General features: G+C 64.3%; 22 protein-coding genes. 13 read left to right on the plus strand and 9 right to left on the minus strand.

All coding sequences use genetic code 11. From position 1 onward, the window contains the following. Positions 1-59 precede the first annotated feature (59 nt). Positions 60-920 carry a LysR family transcriptional regulator gene (locus LDZ24_RS06965; RefSeq protein WP_248319847.1) on the plus strand — a complete coding sequence of 287 codons (861 nt, stop codon included), beginning with the start codon at positions 60-62 and terminating at the stop codon, positions 918-920. 207 nt (positions 921-1,127) lie between these two features. Beyond that, a complete protein-coding gene (locus LDZ24_RS06970) occupies positions 1,128-2,714 on the plus strand; it encodes a tannase/feruloyl esterase family alpha/beta hydrolase (RefSeq protein WP_371747412.1) in 1,587 nt (528 codons plus the stop codon). Positions 2,715-2,724: 10 nt separating this feature from the next. On the opposite strand, the gene LDZ24_RS06975 is transcribed toward LDZ24_RS06970, so the two are convergent. Then, on the minus strand, positions 2,725-3,114 hold the full coding sequence (locus LDZ24_RS06975; protein ID WP_248319848.1) for a DUF2917 domain-containing protein: 390 nt from the start codon (positions 3,112-3,114) through the stop codon (positions 2,725-2,727). Positions 3,115-3,387: 273 nt separating this feature from the next. Then, positions 3,388-5,304 (minus strand): hypothetical protein, encoded by a 1,917-nt coding sequence (locus tag LDZ24_RS06980; protein WP_248319849.1) that lies wholly within the window; start codon positions 5,302-5,304, stop codon positions 3,388-3,390. Positions 5,305-5,316: 12 nt separating this feature from the next. Here LDZ24_RS06980 and LDZ24_RS06985 point away from each other — a divergent pair, with 12 nt between their 5' ends. The 4 genes from LDZ24_RS06985 to LDZ24_RS07000 all read left to right on the plus strand — a co-directional run bounded on the left by LDZ24_RS06985 (position 5,317) and on the right by LDZ24_RS07000 (position 7,835). Next, positions 5,317-5,496: a hypothetical protein gene (locus LDZ24_RS06985; RefSeq protein WP_248319850.1), complete on the plus strand. Its 180-nt coding sequence runs from the start codon at positions 5,317-5,319 to the stop codon at positions 5,494-5,496. Between the two features lie 231 nt (positions 5,497-5,727). Beyond that, positions 5,728-6,081 (plus strand): YciI family protein, encoded by a 354-nt coding sequence (locus tag LDZ24_RS06990; RefSeq protein ID WP_248319851.1) that lies wholly within the window; start codon positions 5,728-5,730, stop codon positions 6,079-6,081. A gap of 69 nt (positions 6,082-6,150) precedes the next feature. Next, on the plus strand, positions 6,151-6,549 hold the full coding sequence (locus tag LDZ24_RS06995) for a VOC family protein (RefSeq protein WP_248319852.1): 399 nt from the start codon (positions 6,151-6,153) through the stop codon (positions 6,547-6,549). Next, on the plus strand, positions 6,546-7,835 hold the full coding sequence (locus tag LDZ24_RS07000; RefSeq protein ID WP_248319853.1) for an RNA polymerase sigma factor: 1,290 nt from the start codon (positions 6,546-6,548) through the stop codon (positions 7,833-7,835). Before LDZ24_RS06995 ends, LDZ24_RS07000 begins: the two co-directional genes overlap by 4 nt. 109 nt (positions 7,836-7,944) lie before the next feature. Here the strand turns inward: LDZ24_RS07000 and LDZ24_RS07005 are convergent, their stop codons facing one another. Further along, a complete protein-coding gene (locus LDZ24_RS07005) occupies positions 7,945-8,100 on the minus strand; it encodes a hypothetical protein (RefSeq protein WP_248319854.1) in 156 nt (51 codons plus the stop codon). Positions 8,101-8,208: 108 nt separating this feature from the next. On the opposite strand from LDZ24_RS07005, the gene LDZ24_RS07010 reads away from it, so the two are divergent. From LDZ24_RS07010 to LDZ24_RS07020, 3 genes are all read left to right on the plus strand, one after another. Continuing rightward, positions 8,209-8,382, plus strand: a complete 174-nt coding sequence (locus LDZ24_RS07010) for a hypothetical protein (protein WP_248319855.1) — start codon at positions 8,209-8,211, stop codon at positions 8,380-8,382. A 245-nt stretch (positions 8,383-8,627) separates the two neighbouring features. Further along, positions 8,628-9,116 (plus strand): hypothetical protein, encoded by a 489-nt coding sequence (locus tag LDZ24_RS07015; protein WP_248319856.1) that lies wholly within the window; start codon positions 8,628-8,630, stop codon positions 9,114-9,116. A gap of 213 nt (positions 9,117-9,329) precedes the next feature. Beyond that, complete coding sequence (locus LDZ24_RS07020; protein WP_248319857.1) at positions 9,330-10,709, plus strand: glycosyltransferase family 9 protein; 1,380 nt, start codon at positions 9,330-9,332, stop codon at positions 10,707-10,709. A 6-nt stretch (positions 10,710-10,715) separates the two neighbouring features. Here LDZ24_RS07020 and LDZ24_RS07025 read toward each other — a convergent pair whose 3' ends face one another. The 3 genes from LDZ24_RS07025 to LDZ24_RS07035 all read right to left on the minus strand — a co-directional run bounded on the left by LDZ24_RS07025 (position 10,716) and on the right by LDZ24_RS07035 (position 15,841). Next, complete coding sequence (locus LDZ24_RS07025; RefSeq protein WP_248319858.1) at positions 10,716-13,058, minus strand: GNVR domain-containing protein; 2,343 nt, start codon at positions 13,056-13,058, stop codon at positions 10,716-10,718. Between the two features lie 124 nt (positions 13,059-13,182). Further along, the gene (locus tag LDZ24_RS07030) at positions 13,183-14,493 is read right to left on the minus strand and encodes a cellulase family glycosylhydrolase (RefSeq protein ID WP_371747330.1); all 1,311 of its coding nucleotides are present in this window, start codon (positions 14,491-14,493) and stop codon (positions 13,183-13,185) included. A 1-nt stretch (position 14,494) separates the two neighbouring features. Further along, complete coding sequence (locus LDZ24_RS07035) at positions 14,495-15,841, minus strand: hypothetical protein (RefSeq protein WP_248319859.1); 1,347 nt, start codon at positions 15,839-15,841, stop codon at positions 14,495-14,497. Positions 15,842-16,498: 657 nt separating this feature from the next. Between LDZ24_RS07035 and LDZ24_RS07040 the strand changes: the two genes are divergently transcribed. Continuing rightward, positions 16,499-17,275, plus strand: a complete 777-nt coding sequence (locus LDZ24_RS07040; RefSeq protein ID WP_248319860.1) for a hypothetical protein — start codon at positions 16,499-16,501, stop codon at positions 17,273-17,275. A 285-nt stretch (positions 17,276-17,560) separates the two neighbouring features. Beyond that, positions 17,561-18,262: a carbonic anhydrase gene (locus LDZ24_RS07045; protein WP_248319861.1), complete on the plus strand. Its 702-nt coding sequence runs from the start codon at positions 17,561-17,563 to the stop codon at positions 18,260-18,262. Between the two features lie 70 nt (positions 18,263-18,332). Here LDZ24_RS07045 and LDZ24_RS07050 read toward each other — a convergent pair whose 3' ends face one another. Continuing rightward, positions 18,333-18,878, minus strand: coding sequence for a DUF4142 domain-containing protein (locus LDZ24_RS07050; protein WP_248319862.1), 546 nt, complete (start codon positions 18,876-18,878; stop codon positions 18,333-18,335). Positions 18,879-19,027: 149 nt separating this feature from the next. On the opposite strand from LDZ24_RS07050, the gene LDZ24_RS07055 reads away from it, so the two are divergent. Together LDZ24_RS07055 and LDZ24_RS07060 are read left to right on the plus strand one after the other, a co-directional pair. Continuing rightward, positions 19,028-19,252: a zinc ribbon domain-containing protein gene (locus tag LDZ24_RS07055; protein WP_248319863.1), complete on the plus strand. Its 225-nt coding sequence runs from the start codon at positions 19,028-19,030 to the stop codon at positions 19,250-19,252. A 221-nt stretch (positions 19,253-19,473) separates the two neighbouring features. Continuing rightward, entirely contained in the window at positions 19,474-19,743 is a 270-nt protein-coding gene (locus LDZ24_RS07060; protein ID WP_175940343.1) for a DUF1488 domain-containing protein, read from the plus strand. 212 nt (positions 19,744-19,955) lie between these two features. On the opposite strand, the gene LDZ24_RS07065 is transcribed toward LDZ24_RS07060, so the two are convergent. Further along, positions 19,956-20,333 (minus strand): hypothetical protein, encoded by a 378-nt coding sequence (locus LDZ24_RS07065; protein WP_248319864.1) that lies wholly within the window; start codon positions 20,331-20,333, stop codon positions 19,956-19,958. 381 nt (positions 20,334-20,714) lie between these two features. After that, positions 20,715-21,224 (minus strand): YqjD family protein, encoded by a 510-nt coding sequence (locus LDZ24_RS07070; RefSeq protein ID WP_248319865.1) that lies wholly within the window; start codon positions 21,222-21,224, stop codon positions 20,715-20,717. Positions 21,225-21,502 lie beyond the last annotated feature (278 nt).

Raw genomic sequence — 21,502 nt, forward strand, 5'->3', positions numbered from 1 at the left:
TTATCGGGAAGACCGCTAACCGCATTGACTGTCATCGGCATAGGCGATGACAATGCCGCATGCTCAATCCGCTCTGGCTGAACACCTTCGCGACGGTGGCCGCGTCGCACAGTTTCACCGAAGCCGGGCGGCAACTCGGCTTGCGTCAGTCCAGCGTGTCGGAGCATATCCGGCGCCTGGAGGAGAGCGTGGGCCGGCGGCTTTTCCTGCGTGACACGCACTCGCTTGCGCTGACCGCCGACGGCGAAGCGATGCTCGTCCACGCCCGCGTCATTCTGGAAGCGATGTCGCACGCCGAATCGCAGTTCCGCTCGCCTCGACTGCGCGGACGCGTGCGGCTCGGCTCATCGGACGATCTCGCGCTCGGACCGCTGCCAAGCGTGCTCGCCGCGTTTCGCGACACGCATCCGGACGTGGAACTGGAAATCACCATCGGCATGACCGGGCGGCTGTATCAACTGCTCGACGCGGGCGAGCTGGATCTTGCCGTCGGCAAGCGGCGTCTCGGCGATGCGCGCGGCACGCGGCTTTTCAGCGGGCGGCTGGAATGGCTCGCGAAGCCGGGGACCGTCGTCGATACGACGCTGCCGCTGCCGCTGATTCTCGTCGCCGAGCCGAGCGTCACGCGCGCCGTCGTGCTGGATTCGCTCGCGACGAGCGGCGCGCGCTGGCAAATGGTCTGCACGAGCAGCAGCCACGCGGGCTGCATCGCGGCGGCGCGCGGCGGGCTCGGGCTGACGGTGCGCTCGCACTTTCTGGCGGGCCGCGGGCTCGCGCCGCCGGTCAATCGCGCGGACTTGCCGGAGTTGCCCGAGGTGGAGTTCATCGCGTTCGGCGCGAAGCATCTGAGCCGGCCGGCGGAGACGCTGCTCCAGCTTCTGGAGACGAGCGATTTGCGCGGGGAGTGGGACGGGGAGTAGGGAATGCGGCGTGCTTTGGGCGGATCAATCACGTCGTGCCGCCGCAACGCCGGGCGGCGGCCCCGAATGGCTAACCAGAAACGCTTCTTATATATTGAGCGGCCATTGAAGTATCCACTCCAGCCCGTGCTTTCTTTCCGCCGTCTTTTCCTCGCCGATGCCTCGCGCCGCGCGTGCCGGGCATTGCTCGTCGCCGCGCTCGCGCTGATGCCGCTCTCGCGCGCGCACGCCGCCGCGTACGTGACCCGGCACTGCGAAGACCTCGCCGGCAAGACCGTGCCCGCGTCGATCATCGGCTTGCCGACGCGCGGCGCGCTGATCGTCACGGCGTCGGCGGTCAAGGCGGCCGCGCCGGGCAATCGCAACGGCGAGTACTGCCGCGTGACGGGCATCATCCGCGCGATTCAGGAGACGACGCCGGACATCCGCTTCGAAGTGAACCTGCCGAGCCACTGGAACGGGCGCGCGCTGCAAATGGGCGGCGGCGGCTACAACGGCGTGCTCGTGTCCGGCACCGAGCCGATGCCCTTCGCGCCCGATTCGACGCCGCTCGCGCGCGGCTACGCGACCTTCGGCTCGGACTCGGGGCACGTCGGCAATTCGGGACGCGCGGATTTCGCCGTGAACGACGAAGCCATCGTCAACTTCGGCTTCGCGCATTTGAAGAAAACGCGCGATGTCGCGCTCGCGCTGATCGAAATGGGCTACGGGCGCTTGCCCGACAAGATCTACTTCGCGGGCGGCTCGACGGGCGGGCGCGAAGGCTTCACCGTCATCGAGCGTTTCCCGAACGACTACGACGGCGTGATCGCCAACGCGCCCGCCATCAACTTCTCGGGCGTGCGGCTGCTCGGCGTGAAAGTGGGGCAGGCGTCGTACGCGAAGCCGGGCGGCTTCGTCGGGCTCGCGCAGCAACGGCGCGTCTACGAGACGGTGGTCCACGAATGCGACCGGCTCGACGGTCTCGCGGACGGCATCGTCGGCAATGTCGAAGCGTGCCGGCAACTGGAACCGCAGATCATCGCGTCGTTGCGCTGCGCGAACGGTCAGCGTCCGTCGCTGCGCGACAGTTGCCTCTCCGATGCCCAACTCGACACGCTGGAACTGCTGCGCGACGGTCTTTCGATGCGCTATCCGCTCGCCTATGGCGTCGCGACCTATCCGGGCTACAACGTGTTTCAGGGCGTGGACTTCTCCGGCGTGCTCGGCCTCGGCGATTCGCCCACGCTCGTGAACCCGCCGACGTTCGCCGCGAACGGCTATCTGTTCGCGCAGGGCGACGCGTATATCCGCCACTTCGTCACGCGCGATGCGGCAGTCAGCGGACTCTCGTTCGATATCGACAATCCCGGCCGCTACCGGCAGCGGCTCGTCACGCTCGCCTATACGGTCGGCGCGATGAACCCGGATTTCTCGGCGTTCATCGCGCACGGCGGCAAGCTGGTCGCCATGCACGGCCTCGCCGACGAAGTGATCAGCCCGAACCAGACGATCGCGTTCTATCGCGGACTCGTCGAGCGATATGGTCAGGAGACCGTCGATTCGTTCATGCGGCTCTACATGGTGCCGGGCTTCCAGCACGGCAACGGCGTGTTCATTCCCGCATGGGACGAACTCGGCGCGCTCGACGAGTGGGTGACGAACGGCGTCGCGCCGGAGACGCTCATCGGCACGGACATCGCGCCGGCCACCAACGGACGCACGCGTCCCATCTGCCGATACCCCGGCTATCCGCGCTATCTCGGCAAGGGACGAGTGAACGTGGCCGCGAGCTTCCGCTGCACGGCACCGTAGGCGGCCGCCATCAGAGCGCGTTCACGGCGGGCGGTTTGAGGCGGGCGATGAACCGAACGATGAAGCGCGCCCACGCGGGCCGAACGTGCTGCGCGCGATACGAAGTCAGCGACACCTCGACCGCGCCCTCCGACTCCGACGACAGCCACACGCGTTCGCCGCGCGCAAGCCGCACGACATCGCCGGGCTTGAGCCAGTAATCGTAGGGGTCCTCATGACGCGTGAGCCATATCGAGGCATCCGCGCGCAATTCGGCATCGCGCGCAAGCCGCCACGAGACCATCTGATGCGGCAACACCTCGACATACACGACCACCCGCGCGCCCGACGCATGCAGCTTGCCCGAGGCGACGCCGTGGCGCGCGCCACGCCCTTCCAGCACTTGCGATAGCTCTTCCATCTTGCTCTCCATATAGAGCCGAAGACGGAAGGCCAGGCACGCATCAAACTAAAAGGCCCCGTCTTGCGGCGGGGCCTTCGGAATCGACTTGCTTGCCTGTCTCGCTAGCGCACGCGTTCTCCCGATGACCCGCCGATGATGGCGTTCACTGGGTTTTTAATCGCGGCGATGGCGAGGGAAAGGATTGCGTGCATGAAACGCAGTATCGATGCGAACGCGCGGCGCTGTCAATATCGAGATAGCGGGCGCGTTCGCATTTCTACGGCGCGGAGGTCACATGCCCGTGTAACCCTGCGGCTTCGTCGCGTTCTTCTTCGCGACGTCGGCGTTGGTCGAAACGACGTACTGCGGGGACTCGGTGAGCGTGAGCGTCACCACGCCGTTCGTGTACGGCGCGCTCGACACGTTGCCCATCGCGTCGATCAGCTTCACCGTGCCGCTCGTGCCGGCTGCATCGACATTGAGCTTGTAGGCAGTGCTGTAGGTCGTGCTGAATGCGCCGTTCGAAGCCGGCCACACCGCGTTGTTGTGCGTCCAGACCGCGGTGATGACCTTGCCGTTGCCGAGTTGCTGGAACGCATAGGCGTACACGCCGGAGGGCAGGTTGTTCACGGGACCGAGCGTGGTGGTGCCGTCGAGCACGCGGGTCATGGCGGCGACTTCCATCGCGGCCGGCTTGGGGCTGATGTTCGTCGTGCCGAACGCGGCCTGCGGATGATCCAGATCGAAGAACGTGCCGTAGCCCGGCTCGCCGGGGAAGTCCGGCCCGAAGAACACGTAGGTCTGATCCGCGCCTTCGCCGAGCAGGATGATGTGCGCGCGCGCGACGACCGCGCCGTGCGCGAACAGAATGTTCGGCGACGGATAGTTCGGGCCGTAGTTCGCGCCGATGTCATAGCTGATGCCCGTCTCGGTCACGAAGAGCTTCATGTTCGGCTTGTAGTCCTTCGCCATTTCCGCGCGCAGGTTGCGCATTTCGTTAAGCAGCGAGTTCGCGGCATCGGCGGCATTCGCGTCCGTGTGATGACGCTCCGGCGGATGCGACGGCGACGTGCCCGCATCGTAGTAACCGTGCGTCGCGATGCCGTCGAGATACTGCGCGAGGCCGAGCGGCGCGAGGCGCTTCAGGCGATCGGTGGTGAGCGACGGGAACGGCTCGGCCGGACCCATGACGACCGCGTGCGGGTCCTTCGAATGCAGGCCCTGATATGCCGCCTTGTAGAGCGCGACGAAGTTCGCGTCCGTGTCCTTCCACTGGATGTACGGCTCCCACGTCACCTGATAGTAGTTCGCCGACATGGTCGGGTAGTAGCGCGCGCGGATCGCTTCCGTTTCCTGTCCGACACGGCCCATGTAGTTCGCGTAGTAGTTCAGGTCGTTCGGGATGTAGCTGTAGTCGGGGCTCAGGCCGTGCATGCTCGCGCCGCCGGGAATGCCGTCCAGACGGACGAGGCGCATGACCTTGCCGGACGTATAGAACGGGTCGAGGTTGTTCGCGTTCGGGTTGAACGCGAAGCGGCCGTTCGGCTCCATCACGGACATCTGGCGGTCGTCGATCGTCGACGAGATGCCGAGCGCGGCGAGCATCGTGCCGTTGCCGTTGAAGCCCTGCATGCCGAAGCGATGCTGCTCCTGCTTCGCGTACGTGACGGCGGGAATCACGCCGCCGAGATCCGGAATGACGCCGAAGGTGGCGATGCCGTTCGGGCGCGTGCCGGCCGTCTGAACCTGTCCGCCGTGATTGGCGAGCGTCGCGGAGACCGCGAAATAGCCAGCGAGCGTCGAGGAACACGTCAGCGTGGTCTTCGTGGCCGCGGCGGGCGCCGGGAAGCTGCCGCTCGCGACCGTCTTGCCGAGCGCATCGGCGATGGTCCATTTGAGCGTGTCGGCTGAAGCCGCGCGCGTCGTGATCGCCACCTGGAACTTCGTGCCGGCGGGGAACATGCGCGAGCCGTCGCTGCTCGGCGTGTCCGCCGTGATCTGTCCGCTGCCGCCCGATGCCGCCGCTGCCGAGGGCGCGCCGCAAGTCATCGACTGCGCGCTCGCCGCCTTGGCGACCGCAGTCGGGTCGGAAGCCGTTGAACCGTCGGCTGCGTTCATGACGGAGGCGGGCGAGGAGGCGTCGTCGCTGCCGCCACAACCGGCGAGAGCGAGAACGAGCGTCGGAAGCAGGAAAGTATTCTTCTTCATGGATTCATATGCATGGACCGGACGCGCGCAGGCGACCGGCGACGCCTTCGGCATCGGGTTCGGGACGGGCAGGGAACCGACGTATTCGCCTCTCCCGGCTTCGGGCCGGATGTCGAAGAAGCGAACGAATGCGCCGTCGTGATGGACGAGCGGACGTACAGCGGTGGCCACCGCCGCGCGACGCTCTACTGAGGGCATGCGACACCGGGCGGTATAAATTGCTTCTTGGCAATTCGCTTACCGGCCGACGGAGGCAAATACTACGGGATAATTCAGACAATGGCACGTAACAGCTCGTAACGTCTTGTAACGTACGACAATTACGTCTTTTCGTCTGACTAATGAGCGTGGCGGCCGAAGGTTGCTGTTCAGGCGATGCCGGTTTAACTTTGTCGGCACATGACTTCACGAAAGGAGACCGCCGTGGCTTTTCTGTTGCTCATCGTGGAACCCGTCGGTCAGCGCGCGCAGCGCACGGCCGAGGAAGGGCGAGAGGCGTATCGGCAGATGGTCGAGTTCGCCGACACGCTGAAGGCGCGCGGCGTCCTGCGCGCGTGCGAATCGTTGACGTCGCTTGCGGACGCGTCGCGCGTTTCCACGTTAAAAGGCGACGCGCGGGTCATCGACGGCCCGTTCGCGGAAGCGAAGGAAATGATCGGCGGCTTCTTCCTGCTCGATTGCGAGACGCACGCCGAAGCGGTGGCGATTGCCGCCGAGTGCCCGGCGGCGGCATGGTGCACGGTGGAAGTCCGCAAGCTCGGGCCGTGCTACCTGTGACGCGGTGTCGATTTCCGCGTGCTTCGATCGTCGTTCAAACGACATCCCATGAAAACGGAGCATCACGCCATGCACAAACAGATCTTCGTGAACCTGGCGGTTCGCGACCTTCAGCAATCGATGACGTTTTTCAAGGCCCTCGGGTTTCACTTCAACCCGGCATTCACGAACGACGCCGCCGCGTGCCTCGTCATCGGCGAGAACATCTTCGCGATGCTGCTCACCGAGGCGTTTTTCAAGACCTTTACCGACAAGTCGCTCGTCGATGCGCGTGAAAGCGTCGAGGCGCTCGTGTGCCTGTCATGCGAGAGCAGGGCGGAAGTGGACGAACTCATCGCCAAGGCCGTGGCTGCGGGCGGGCGCACGCCGCGCGCGCCGCAGGACCACGGTTCCATGTACGGTCACGCGTTCGAGGACCTCGACGGCCATACCTGGGAACTGGTGCATATGGAGCCGGAAGCAGCGTGAGCGCGTCGTCGGACGAACGCGAAGCAGCGACGCGGCGAACCATCGAGGCGGTGTGGCGCATCGAATCGGCGAAGGTGATTGCGAGCGCGGCGCGCGTCGTGCACGACGTCGCGCTCGCGGAAGAGCTGGCGCAGGACGCGTTCGTCGCGGCGCTCGAGCACTGGAGCCGCGAAGGCGTGCCCGAGAAACCGGGAGCGTGGCTCATGACGACAGCGAAGAACCGCGCGCTCGACCGTCTGCGTCAGCACGCGCTGCACGCGCGCAAGCACGAGGAACTCGGCCGCGATCTGGATGCGCAGGAGCGACACATCACGCCCGATTTCGTCGATTCCCTAGATGCCGCCCGCGACGACGACATCGGCGACGATCTGCTGCGGCTCGTGTTCACGGCGTGCCATCCGGTGCTGTCGCTGGATGCGCGCGTCGCGCTGACGCTGCGGCTTCTGGGCGGCCTCACGACGGACGAAATCGCGCGGGCGTTTCTCGCGCCGGAGCCGACCATCGCGCAGCGCATCGTACGGGCGAAGCGCACGCTGTCGGCGGCGCGCGTGCCGTTCGAGGTGCCGAAGGCCGGCGAGCGCGCGGCGCGGCTGGCATCGGTACTCGAAGTCATCTATCTCGTTTTCAACGAAGGTTACTCGGCCACAGCCGGCGACGACTGGATGCGGCCTGCGCTCTGCGACGACGCGCTGCGACTCGGCCGCATTCTCGCCGAACTGATGCCGCATGAGAGCGAGGTGCACGGCCTCGTCGCGCTGATGGAGATCCAGGCATCGCGGACGAAGGCGCGGGTGGACCGCGACGGCCGCCCGGTGCTGTTGCCGGACCAGGATCGCAGCCGCTGGGATCCGTTGCTGATCCAGCGCGGTCTGGCGGCGCTGCGGCGCGCGGCGGCGTTGGGCGGCGCGCGCGGCGTGTACGCGTTGCAGGCGGAGCTGGCGGCATGCCACGCGCGCGCGCCGAGCGCCGCCGAGACCGACTGGCCGATGATCGTCGCGCTTTACGATGCGCTGATGGAGGTGGCGCCGACGCCGGTGGTCGAGCTCAATCGCGCGGTCGCGGTGAGCATGGCGTCGGGGCCCGAGGCGGCGCTCGCCATCGTGGACCGGTTACGAGATGCTGCCGCGCTGAAGAACTACCACTGGTTGCCCGGCGTGCGCGCGGATTTGCTGGCGCGGCTCGGTCGCGTGGATGAGGCGCGGGACGAGTTCATGCGGGCGGCGGGGCTGGCGAGAAATGCGCGGGAGCGCGAGTTTTTGTTGGAGCGGAGTCGGGAGATGGGTTGATTGGGGGGGCGACGGCTATGTCACTTGACATAAGATAAATTAGCACATTTTTAGTTAGCCGTTTAATTGATGATCGGCGACCGCTTATGCCATCGCCGATCCTACGTTGCTATTCCTGCGCTGGCGCAGTTGGTGTGCGCGTGTTGCCGTCGTCTGCCTCGGTCAGCGGCATATCGGCCGGTTGATCGCCGGACTTCGGCGCGGGCTGCGCCGCTTTGTCCGTATCGACGACATCGGTGCCCGGTTCGTTCTGCGGAATACTCATGATCGTCTCCTTTGTTGAGATTGCTGCCGACCATCAGCATCGACAGTGCCTGATCGCGGAATGCGCGTTGCTTCGTTGCGTCGATGTATTCGACAACCGGAGCCAACCATGTCCGCATCGACCAGCTCAACCAATAAACCACCCGAAAACCCGATCGACTCCGAGGGACTGACCGATCTCGGGCCGGCGCAGCCCGAAGACCCGCCGCATCCGCCGCAAGCGGACGCCGATTTGCGCGATCCCCCGAGTCCGGCGGGCGTTCCACGTCCGGACGATCGCTGATACTGCTCTGCGATAACACGTCAATGGTGCGCGTCGATAATCGGCGCGGCCGAATTCGTCTCAGCAACTTCAAACCGTTCCGAACCAATTGCTTGACGTCCGAGAGTATTTCCCGAAGGCATCGGAATTTAATCAGAAAATGCTCAGTAAAAGACATTCGCAAAAACGCGCATAAAAATCGTTCGAGAAACTAGGCGTTCCGCGTTATCCTCCTTCTCAGTGGCACCTTTCAATCGATTTGGGGCTTGAAGATGAAACGAGGAAAGGCTTTACACCGAGTGCTTATCGCGGACACGACACCGATGATAGCGGAAGGCTTAAAATTGCTTCTAAGCGAAAGCAGTCTTCCGGTAGTTGTCGGAATATCCTCATGCAAAGTCGAATTAACGGACCGCCTAAATCGTAGCGACATCAATATTCTTATTCTCGATCCCGCATTCTTGCAGCACGATCTCGATCTCGGCAATATCGATTCGCTCACTGCTTTCATTAATCGGCATTCTCACGTTTCCATTCTCCTGCATACCACGGTGACCGATCCGCAAATTCTGGAGAAAATGACGCATTTGAACCGACCGAGCGTCGCCAATAAAGCCGACGAGTTACAGGACGTCGTACAGATGGTGAGCCGCTTGCTGAGAGGAGAAGTCAACGTATTGTCGCCGAAGACCCACCGCATGTTGTATCGAGCGCGCAAGCTGAGCGAACGAGTGCCGGAGCTTTACGCGTTCTAGCGCGAGAAGTCGGCGCTTCTCCAACGCGCTTTCCCCCGTGCTCCCCAAACCAAAACCACGACCTATACTGAAAGCACGCGCGCTGAATCGTCAAATTTCTTCGACGATTCGTTCACTCAGCGAAACCTGCCCCGGCATCGTGCCATAGTCGCGTAATTAGCGCTTCCGTCTGGGCTCAAGCCCAGTTTTGCGCACCACCCACGACACGACAGCATGCTCGAACAATACGACGACCTTTATCCGAAACTCTACGCCGGCGATGTCGAGTCATGCGCGCGCTTTCTCGACGAACGGCGAGCGGCGGATGGCAACACGGCCGAATACTGGCATTGGCGCGCAATCGTGCATCTGCGCGCGGGACAATTTCTTCAGGCGCTCGATATTTGTTTCATGCTCACGCGTCTGTCCGATTCTTTCGCCTTTCACGTCCACTGCATGTGCGACGTCGCCGCACATCTCGGTCTGAAAGAAGTCGCGCTCGCGGGAATCGAATCGTTCGCGCAGAAAGCGTCGACGCCTGAAATCGCCGGTTTTCTGTGGCGCGTGTACGGATGGCATTATCTCGGTGAAGACAATCGCGTACTGGAATTGAGACCCGACGGCATCGACGAGCATTCCGCCTTCGTGCTCGGTCATCACCAGGCGCGCAGCCGCATGCGGCTTCACGGCATCGCGCATGGCGTCGAGGCGATGCATCAGTACTGGTCGTCCGACGACGCGCGGCGCGTGCTTTTCCCGCATGTGAACCGCGAAGGTTACTGGACCGGTCAGCGCGCCCTGCCCGCGCGCCTGTCTGTCCAACTCATCGCGTCGGGTTTCGGCGATCTGGTGAACTGGGCGCGCTACATCGGCGCGTTGCAGGCGATGCGCGTCGCCGTGGACTACGACACCGACCTCTTCCGCGTGGCGACGCCGGAAGCCGATCGCGCCGACTACGTCCGGGCGATGGAAGCCGCCGGCTTCACGCGACCGACGGGCGACGGCGCAATGTGGACGGACCCGTTCACGCTGTTCACCGCCCTTTTCCCGGTGCTCGGCCACGCGCCGTCGCACCGGTACATCGAACCGGCGGCCTCCGCGAGCGTCGATGCCGTCGTCGACCGCATCTGGCATCGCGCGCGGGGCCGGCGCTGCGTCGGCGTGTTCTGGTCATCGTGCGAATCGGCGAATAACTTCGCGAGCCGCAGCCTCACCCTGCCCGACCTCGACCCGCTGTTCGATACGCAGAGCGACGTCTACTGGGTCGTCATGCAGCGCGGCTTCGAACGCCGCCGCTGGCTGAACGACCCGCGCTCGAACGATCTCGACCGCTTTACCACGCTCGATCTCGACATGACGCTCGGTCAGTCGGCGGCGCTGATCGATCGGCTGGATGCGTTCATCGGCAACGACGGCGGGCTCACGCATTTCGCCGGCGCGCTCGGCAAGCGCACCTATCTCTTTCTGAACCACGTCGCCGAATGGCGCTACGAGCGCGAAGGCGCCACAACGGCCTGGTACCCGAACGTGCGGCTCGTCCGGGCGCGCGAGCTGGGCGCTTGGGGCGACGTGGTCGGCGCGTTGCAGCGACTGCTCAATGCCGACGCACGCTAGCCGCGCTCAGCGCGCGACTGCCCGGAAACCGTACTCCTCGCGCGCGCCGTAGCGGCCGGGCGCGAAGCCGTTGAACACGTGGCCGCCCACTTTCGCGCCCACGTTTTCAAGGCGGCGCAAGGTCTCTTCCAGTTGCCGCGCGCCCGTCCGGTCCGCCCGCGACACCAGCAGCACGAGATCGCAATCGTGCATGGCGATGGAGAGCGCGTCGCTGACCGGAAGCACCGGCGGCGAGTCGATGACGACGTAATCGTAGATGTCGCGCAGCATCGACAGCGTCTCCTGGAACGCCGGACGGCCGAGCAGTTCCGCGGGATTCTCGGGATAGAACGCGCCCGCGTCCATCATCGAAAGACCACCGCCGAGCGAGACGATCGCTTCATCCACGTGCGCGGAGCCTTCCAGTACTTCAGCGAGACCGGGCCCGGTGCGGCCATCGACGAGATGGCGCAGACGGCCCTGCCGCATGTCCGCGTCGATCAGCAACACCGACGCACGCGTTTCCGCTAGCAGATACGCGAAGTTCGAGGAGACGAAGCTCTTGCCCACGCCCTGCGTCGGGCCGGTGAAGAGGATCACCTTGCCGTGACGATCGTCGGCGCTCGCGACATAGCGCGGATTCATCATCGTCGTGGTCGTGCCGAAAGGCATCCCGTTCATCGGGTTCAGCGAGTTGAGTCCGCCGCCGAGTCCCGCATGAACCATCGGCACCGGCGCGCCGCTCAGCATCGCGCGGACGCTGTTGCGCAACGAGCGCAACGCCTCGATGCTCGGGTCGGTCGGACTCGTCATGGCGAGCAGCTTCGCAGGCGCGGCGTTGTGCGTTAGCGCGCGCACGTCCTGGCGCAGTTGCGCCGTCGAACGCGCGATCACCGCAAGACGCGGCAACTGCGAGAACTGATCGATTTCTTCCGGACTCCGAAGTTCGCGCCGATTCAACGCGATCAGATAGATCGAAACGGTGCTGATAAAGAGGCCGCCGAAGACAGAGCCGAGCAGCACGATCCACGCGCGCGGCCACGACTGCTTCTCGGGCGCGACGGCCCAATCCACAACCGCGACGCCCGGCGGCGTGCTCGCGGCCGCCACTTCCAGTTGTTGCGCATTCGTGAGCACGCTCGTGTAAAGCTGCGTCGTGACGGCGACATCTCGCGCGAGCTCGACGTATTGCCGCTGCACGGTCGGCAGATTCGCCGCGATCTTCGACGTATCGGCAATCTCGCGCTTCACCTGATTCAACTGCGTGAGCGCGCTCTGATAGTTCTCGTTGTCGGGCTTGTAGCGATGCTGCGCGGCATCGAGGGCGAGTTGCAGCGTCGTCTGCTGCTCTTCCAGCCGGCTCATGCGCGTGATGAGCGCGGTGTTCTGCTGCGCCATGTCGACCGTGCCCGTTTGCGTGCGGAATGCATTGAGGCGTCGCTCGGCCGTTTCGAGATCCTGCTTCAACGCGGGCAGGCGCTGCTTCAGGAAGTCGAGGCTCGTCTGCGCCTGCGCGGCACGGCGTTCGACGTCGCGCTGCTGATACGTCTTGATGATCGCGTTGACCATGGCCTGCGCGAGCAGCGGCGATTCCGCCTGATAGCTCAGGTGGATCAGCGACGGGTCGCGCAACGACGATTCGCGCGGCGGAATCCATGTGCGCAGCCGCGCAATCACGTTGTCGAACGTCATCTGCTGCGAGTACTTGCGCAGTTCGAAGCTGATGCCCGGGCGCGCGCGCAGCGTGTCGATGCGCAGTTCGCCGGGCGCCTGCCCTTCCGGCGTACTGACCTGAAACGGCACTGTCTCGCCGACGCGCCCTTGTGCGAGTTGCCTGTCGTCCTTGTCGTAGAGCGTCCATCGTCCCGCTGGTCCCGCGACCACGCGGAACTTCGCCTTGTAAGTGGACTCAGGAACGGTGAACACGCCGGGCTTCAGGCGCTCGCCGCCCCAAGCATAGTCATCGAGGCCGAAGAGCGATGGCGCAAGCTCGTTGTCGCTCGCGTGGCGCGACGCGAGATAGCTACCGATCAAAGGAAAGTGGCTCTTCGTCTCGACGACGGTCTCCGCGCCCGTCTGCGCGATAGCCGCGCTCACCACGGAACGCGACGTGAGCACGTCGCTCTCGTCGTTCGCGGAGGCGTCGGCGGCCATCGAGCCAGATACGTCGGAGAGCGCGCTGATCGACGTGCCGGCCTTGCTTTGCACGCGCAACAGCGCTTCAGCGCGATATTGCGGCGTGGCGAGCAGCACATACAGCACACCGGCCGCGCAGCATGTGCCGGTGACTGCGCCCAACAAGGTCTTATGGCGCACCACGCTGCGCCATAAGTCGACGAGACCGTCGCCGCGTTGCGGAACTGGCGTCATGGCCGGGCGCATATTATATGAAAGCATGTTATATCCCTAAGAAAAGTAAAAGACCCAGGACGTCAGTGCATTTCCACGCAGGCACATTCCCTCGCATGTGCCTGCTGATACGTACAGCGAACCACTACGAGGAAACCGTCACGAAGACCGGCCCTTGCGCTTCCGTCACGGCGAGCACCTTCTGCCCGGCTCGCGCGACGCCAAACAGATCCGTGATCCGCGCGCCCGCAGGCAGACGCGACACATCCAGATTCACCACGTTGCCGGCGCCGTAGCACCAGACCACATATTTCGTTGCCTGCGCGTCGTCGAACTTGAGCACGATGTATTGCTCCTTCTCGTCGATGAAATACCGCGCGTTCTTCGCATCCGCCGTGAACGCGAACAGATGCTTCACCGCTCGATACGCCGGGAGCTTTCCGTTCTGCGCATCCAGCAGACCGAAGTTATGTTCCATCTCCTTCGGATCATTGCCGTCGTTGCGCATGTCGTAGTAGGAGGTCAGTCCCACTTGCGCGATCCAGTTCATCAACAGCAAGCGCACCGCATAGTTCGCCTGTCTCGCGCGCGCTTCGCTCGCGTGACCATTGCCGATATCAACTACATAGTGATAGCCGACGCTCGGGTATGACCATTCGGTGGCCCACACTTGCGGACGCCTTGCATACGTCGAGAGGTCCTCGCGCAACGCACGATAATCCCCGAGCACGGTCTCCGGTTCTTGCTGCCGGTACGGATGAACGCTCACGGCGTCCGGCCCGGTTTGCGTCGCGCTGATATCGCCCACCGCGCGTATGAAGTCGCGATCGACCTGCTGCACGCCACCAGTCGCAATCACCACGTTGGGATTCGCGGCCCGTGCCGCTTTCACCGCAGTCTGAAGCAACGCGCGATACGCGGTCGCCGAGGGACTGACTAACCAGTAGTCCTTATGATCTTCTTCGTTCCACACTTCGAAGCGTACCGGCGCATTGCGATAGCGGTATGCCGCCTGATACGTGTACGTCTGAAACGCGGCGAGCTGCGGCGCGGACGTCGGCGGCTGGTCCGGGCTGTACGCGTAATGCTTGTAGCCGAGGATGAAAAGCGCGCCGAGACCGCGCGCCTTCAGGTTGTTCACGAGACCGTCGAACTCACCGAAGTGCCAGCCGTCCGGCGCTTGCACCGCTTCCCAGAAGAGGTCGGTGCGCACGAACGAGAAGCCGACGTCCTTCACCGCGTCGAGCAGTTGCGTATCGCCGATCTGATGAATGGCGACGCCCGTGTTCGCCCGCGACGCGGCAAACGACGGCAACGCGACATAAGCGCGCTCGAGCGACACCGGCGAGCCGTCGAGCGCTACATCGGTCGTGGCGGATGCGGGCAGCATCGTGATGCAGGCGGCCACGACGCCCGCTACCGCGATGTGCCGGGCGATGCTTTTCGCGCGGATCATGTCAAAGGCTCCGCAGTCCGTCGCGCGCCGATTCGAGCATCGGCTCGCTCTTGACCGACGGCATCGCATGCATCGCATGCATCGCCGGCATGCGGGCGCGCCATTGCATCGCGGACAACGGCACCGGCATGCGCCACACGCGCGGCTCCACAGCGAGCCCGCTCTCACGCAGATAAGCGAGCGTGATGCCGAGGAATAGCAGGCAGCCGATCGATTCACAGATATCGGTCGTGGCGCAGGCGAAGAGCAGATAAAGAAGCATTGCCCACGACGGTCTGTCCTCGGGTTGCGCTCTCAGCAACACGCGCACGAAAAAGCCGATAAGCGCTACTGCGCCCAGCATGCCGAAGCTCGCGAGCACATACAGCACCGTGTTGTCCGCATAGGCCACATTGAACCCGAACGCGCTTTCGTAATAGGTGGATGCCGAGCCGAAGCCACCTGGTCCGAGTCCGAGCCATATGCGGTTGTTCTTCAGGAGTCCTTCTATCAGGATCGGCCATGTATTGAACATGCGATCCTGGAAGGATGCGAGCGTCATGTAGCCCGTGCCGGAGAGATTGAACGCCGAGGCCGCGATGAACGACGCGAGCGGAAAGCCGATGGCGAAGGCCGTCGCCCACAGGCAGGCGCGTTTCATCGTCATCGTGGAGAAAAGGCAGTGCGCACCGACGACAAGCGCGAGCGCCACGGGCGCCGTCTTGTTGGTGGTGGCGTGAATGGCCGCGCCCGCTGCCGCGAGCAACGCGCACTGCAACCAGCGATTGTCGGTCCGCATGAGAAGCCACGTAGTGAGCAGACCGGCCATGAGCCCCGTCGACGCGCTATCGCGGCCGAAGCCCGACAGCCGCGATGCGATACCGACATAGGAAGACACCGCGGCGCGCACGTTGTGCCCGCCGACCGATACGCTCACGCCCACCCACGGCAGCGTCATGAACGTGTTGGCGAGAATGCCGATGCCGCACAGCGCGGCGAGCACGACAAAGCCGGTTGTCGCGGTACGCGCGTTGAGCAGCGCGAGCGCGCCGCGCGGCGCCGTGAGCGCAAAGAGCATCGGCGTCACCGTCCACACCCAGAACGCGACGGCTTGCGGCACGACGCCATGCGAGAGCGATACGCACGACTGCGCGAGCATGTAGAGCCCAATGAGCGCGTGGCTCGCCTTCGGGCGCTTGATGAGCGTGAACAACACCCACGCGACCATGACGACTTTCGGAAGATACGCGGCCTGAGGCACGCCGGCCATCGACGTGTAATAGCGCATGACGCCCGAGAGCACGTCGCTTGCCACGGCGGCGAGAAACGTCGCGACCCACAGTTTGTCTTCGAGCGATGCCCTTTCCATTGTTTCACCGTCGCATGTCGCCGGGGATCGCCGGTCGCGCATGTCGCCCATGTCGCCGCCGATCGCCTCTTGTTGTATGCGCTGTGCTTCCAGCGCGACGGACCCGGCCAGGCCCGCCCCCGTTGCCGAAAACTTACCGCCGCCGTCGAGGCCCCTCCGTGCGCCTACGCACGCTCGTTCCGGTCGATGCTCCGCGCTCACGTTTGCTATGTCGGCTTGCGCTCATAAGCCGCCACACGCAGGCGCTGATGTCTGCACCCGAACGTTCCTTGCGATCGTTACCGAACATAAGCCGGCTTATTGTGGCGTCGCTACGGGTTTGTCCTCGTGGTCGTCATGTGTCGCGAACGCGCGTGACGTCGTACATTAGAGCCATATCGGCACGAATCGAAACGCGTAGGATTACGTACGAATCAAGCCGGACAGGAATGCGCGCCGGGAGGCGGTCGGGGCCGGACGCGCGGGGTCGCGGTATCGAACGAATCGAAAAGATCAAAGAGGCTCGCCATGAGTCAGACCAGCACGCACGCCTGCAATGCCGCACACGTCAGCGGCAACGTCATGCTTCTCGCTTCGAGGCACGCGCCACGCGGCCTCCGATGACTCTCGCGCCCGCAACGAATCGCCGTCTTTTCCACGTCATCTTCGGGAGCGCATATGAACGCACAAGACCGTGCCGCGTTGACGCAGGCATCGAAGGGCAGCATTGCGGTATTCGAATCCGTCGTGCCGCAGGCTACGCTTTCCGCTATCAACCGCATGCTGGATGCGGCCTATGAAGCCACGCACGACCACGAGCAGTTTTTCGGCAGCGCGCAGGATGTGGTGCATACCTTGCGCGACATTCCCGCCTTCAAGGAACTCGAAAACGAGGCCGTGCGCGCCGCATCCGACTGGCTCAGGTCGACGATGCAGGTCACCGCGACGGTCGGACCGTGGTTCGGTCTGCGCATCGGAAGCAGCACGACGACGGCGGGCAGCCATTGCCGACACTTCGACTCGCAAGTGCTCACGCTCGTGATCGTGCTGAAGACAGCGAGCGATAAGGACAAGAGCGGCGATCTCGTCGTCTATCCGCGAACACGCGAGATTCCGCGACGCCGTCACAACCTCTTGCGCAAGAGCATGCAGTGGGGCGAGCGCGGCCTGCCGTTCCAGCTTCGCGCCGCGCGCACCGAGCGGCATCTCGAACGCGGCCTGTGCTCTCGCATTCGGGGCTTCGCGGGCGACGTGTACGTCTTCAACGGATTCCTGATGCAGCATTGCAATCTGGATGTGCTCGCAGGGGAACGCCGCAGCCTCGTCATTCACTATCTGGACCCGGGCTTGTCGCTGGGACTGTCGGCGGTCAACCGCTTGCGCCGGCACGAGTTGGCCACGCCGTCGGACGCCGTGTTTCCTGTCGAGACCGTCACCGGGCTCGACGCGCTCTGAGCGGATGAGTCGGCATCCGTGGCAGCGTCGGGCGTGACTCGCGTTGCGACCCCGGATGGTGCATGATCGCGCGTCGCGCTTCGGCGCGGCCGTGACGAACGCCTCATAGTGGCGAGCTCGACGCTTCCAGGCAGCTTTCACCGCTCTTCTGCAGAGAGAAAACGGTTTCCTGCCGACTGCATCATTCAGCGCGACAATGCCTCACGCTTGCAGATCATCTCAAAACCCCGCAAGCTCTCGGTTGCGGCGCGTGACGCGCGCCGGTCTGTGAAACGTAGAGGTCCCATGTCCGACAAATTGACGATGAACGAAGAGCGCAAAGGCTCCGATAACCCCGACCTGCTGTATCTGCTGCAGGGCGCCGAAGACTTCAGCCGGTTCGTCTTTCCCGACCGCGAGGCGCTTTTCAAGAGCCTCGCTCATCAGCAGGCTCCGCATACGTTGTTCATCACGTGCGCCGACTCGCGCGTGTCGCCCGAGATGATTACCCAGACGCACCCGGGCGAGCTTTTCGTGTGCCGCAACATCGGCAATATCGTGCCGGCTTATGGGGAAATGCTCGGAGGCGTGTCCGCCGTGGTGGAATTCGCGGTGCTGGCGCTGAACGTGCGCCAGATCGTCATCTGCGGCCACTCGGATTGCGGCGCCATGAAGGGCCTCGCGTCCGGCGCCACCATTGCCGATGAAATGCCGACGGTCCACGCGTGGCTGCGCAACGCGGAAGCGGCGCGCAGTGTCGTGATGACGAGGAAACTCGACGAAAGCCGCGTCGTGCAGGCGATGGTCGAAGAAAACATCCGCCTCCAGCTTACGCATCTGCGCACGCACCCGGCGGTGGCGGGACGGCTCGCGCTCGGCAAGCTACAGGTGCAGGGCTGGGTCTATGACATCGGACAGGGCGAGGTGTCCGTATTCGATGAGTACGCCGGCGCGTTCGAGTCGATTCCGCAAGCACGCGAGCGGCTCCTGCACAGCGGCTCGCGCTGACAGGAGCAGAGGGAAGCAAGGAAAGGCGGCGCGGCGCCGAACGCCGCGCCCGCCGTTTCGATGCTTACGCTTACTGCACGCCCTTCTTCGAGGCGAGGTCCTGCGCCATCTTCAGGTGTTGCTCGATGGTCGGCAATGCCTTCTGCGCGGCCTTCTTCAAGTCCGCGTTCTGGCCGCCTTCGGCTTCCTTCTTGAAGGCTTCGACCGCTTCCTGGTGGCCTTGCACGCCGACCTTCTGGATATAGGCGGTGTCGAACTCCTTGCCCTTCAGCCCTTTCAGCGAATCGAGCACGGCCGTGTCCGAATTGTCCTTCGGCACGGCGATGCCGTGCGGCGCGGCCATCTTCAGCTGCATCGTGAGCTTCGTGTGATCGACCATCATGTGATGCGCGAAGCTCTTCACATCCTTGTCTTGCGATTGCTTGGTGGCGAGCTTGCTGGCGTCGATTTCCGTGGAACTGGACTTCGACGCGGCCTGCACGAATTCCTTGTCAGGCGAGGGCAAGTCGTTGGCCATCGTGGTGCTGGCCGCCTGCGTCTGCGCGAGCGTGACTGCCGGCGCGGCGGCAAATAGCGCCGATGCCAGCGCGGTGAGCAGAACTGCATTGCGTTTCATTGATGCCTCCTTTGGCGGTGATAGCTCCCCTTCGATAGCAATGGCGATGCCACCCAGCCGAGAGCCGCTCGCGCTTCCGGAATAGCTATTGCTGCCCTTCTGATGCTGGCTTGCTACACTTTCCCTTCTCAATTCCTTTACGAGACGCCATGCCTGTCTACGACTACGCATGCTCCGAATGCGGCGCATTCGAAGCAGTCCGCCGCATCTCCGAACGCGACGACCCCGCCGCCTGCCCCACATGCGGCGCGACGGCCGTGCGCGTGACCGTCGGCGCGCCGTCTGTCGGGAGCAGCGGCGGCAGCTCGCAGGCCCAGAACGACGACGTCGGCAGTTACGGCATGCGGCATCGCGGCGGCTGCCTCTGCTGCTGAAACGGTCCTCGCCGATGCGCGCGCCGTTTCCGACGCGCAGCCAGGCATACGCGTTGCACTTCCCTGCGAACGCGCCGCGCGGCGTATGATGAAAGCGGCACCGGCGGCATGCCGGCATTCGGCCAGTTCGTCCCGAGCGTGACGGTCAGCGTGTATCAAGCCTTTCCAGTTTTCCTTTTTTCCCAACGTTTAACTCAAACGAATAACAGGAGGTGATCAGGATGACGATAGAGTTCAGCGGGCGGCGTCATGTGGTAGCGGCAGCGCGTGTCGCATTCGAAGCGTCGGTGGACGGCCGCGAAGTCTGGTGCAGCGTGTCTCTCGACGCGCTCAACGACCACTTCGGCAATAGCGGAACCTCGTCGCACGCCATCTTGAGCGCGTTCGAAGGCGGACGTCTGCAGATCGAGGAAGCGGCGCGCCGGGCGCTCGAGCGCAATGGCGGTCAGTCGGTGGAACTCGAAACCAACGACTTCAAGAAGACGGCCTGAACATTCATATATCGACGCCGCCGGTCGGTTTGATTCAATCGACGGCAGCGTCGACGCTACGGCGCCGACGTCGCTTGCCGAAATGCTTCGGCATCCGAGAAGTGCGGCGACGGGTCCATTACTCACCAGCGAAGGATCGCGATAGATCCGTCGTAGCCCACTTCTCGCAACGCGTCGCGCGGTTCGGTGCCTTCGTTCGTGGCTAGCGCCGATCAGCAGCGGCTCCTACCCTGCCACACGTTCCTCGCGCTGTAGTTCCCACCGGAAGTGCTCAAGCGCATGTCGATGCCATTCGTCGCCTGGCGCTGCCGGCCCGTCCCGCAGATGCGCGTGTCGACGAAATGCGCCTGCCACCGCCAGAACACCACGAGCCTGACAGCAGCACCACCGCCGATTCGCGTGATTGCGAAACCGCGCATGGCAAGCGTGAGCGCGAGACAAACGCCTGCGATCGCTTCGGAATGCGCAATCAGTATGCGTGCCGATGCGCGTGCCCACGAGAAGCGCCTGCGGCCGCCGGGACGACGTGGGCCCGAACGCAGCCGCAGCATCGCCAGGTCACGCGGTTTCGAGGCGCGCATGGCAAGCATGAGCGTCAGACAAACACCTACCTTTGATTTGGAATGCGCAATCAGTGCGCGTGCCGATGCGCGTTTTCACGGAGAGCGCCAGCTGCCGCCGCGACGACGCGAGCTGTCAGCTGCCCCAGCATCGCCGATTTCTCGCGGTTTCGAAGCCGCGCGTCGCAAGCACGAGCGCTAGACCAACGCCTGCCTTCGATTCGGAATGCGCAATGAGTACGCGGCGCGGCTTTCATCGTGCATCGGCACGACCGCCTTGCGTGACGTCCATAGTTAGCCGCTTGCGCGCGCTTCGCTCGTCGAACCATTCATAGCGGTCCGGCGCGGCGATGCGCACCGCGCCGTCCATCGCTGCGAAGCAAGACGAGGCCCGCCGCGCCCCATGCGGCATCAGCGCGCGATCAGCAGCCCGACGATCAGGCCGCCTATCGCCGCCATCGCGATGGACTTCCACGGGTTATCGTGCACGAAGTCGTCGGTGCCTTCCGTGACGAGCCGATAGCGCGCCACGGCGACATCCTGCGCCCCCGAGATGACGCGCTGCGCCCGGCGGCCCGCCGACAGCCGCTCCGGACGCAACGGACTGCCCTGCCCTTGCGAGGAAGCCGACGCCGGCTGCGCAAGCACGGCCGGACTGTCGCCGCCCTCCAGCACGCTGCCGTGCGCATGATAGGGCGCGGGATACGGAGCATTACGCGCGGGCTGTTGCGCAGCGCCGGGCGCGTGCGCCGCCGCGTTGCCCTCGCCGCTCTGCTCCATGCCGGGCCCGAGTGCGGCGTCCATCGCGCGCTCCACGGCCTTGCGCGACACAGCGGGTTCGCCCGACGATGTCGCGGCGTTCCCTTTTGCATTCGCGTTGCCGCTGGCGTTGGCATTTGCGTTGACGTTGACGTTCTCCATGGCGCTCTCCTTTCGCGTCGTTGATGTCATGCGTGAGCCGTTCTTCGTCCTGCCAGCAAGAGTCGCACCGACGACAGACGCGCGCCACTCGTCCGCACGGCATAAGCCCGACGCCGGAGCGCGTCCGCATGAATCGCAATTTCTTTCACATACCGGTGAGAATTGCTCGTTTGCCGACGCCCGGCCGCGCGCCTACGATGCTCCTCCATCGGACGAAGCCCTCGGCTCGCGCATCTTTCGTTTCAGGCCGCAGCGAAGCATCGCGCGATTGCGCGCCG

This window comes from Caballeronia sp. Sq4a (assembly GCF_023170545.1).
Lineage (GTDB): Bacteria > Pseudomonadota > Gammaproteobacteria > Burkholderiales > Burkholderiaceae > Caballeronia.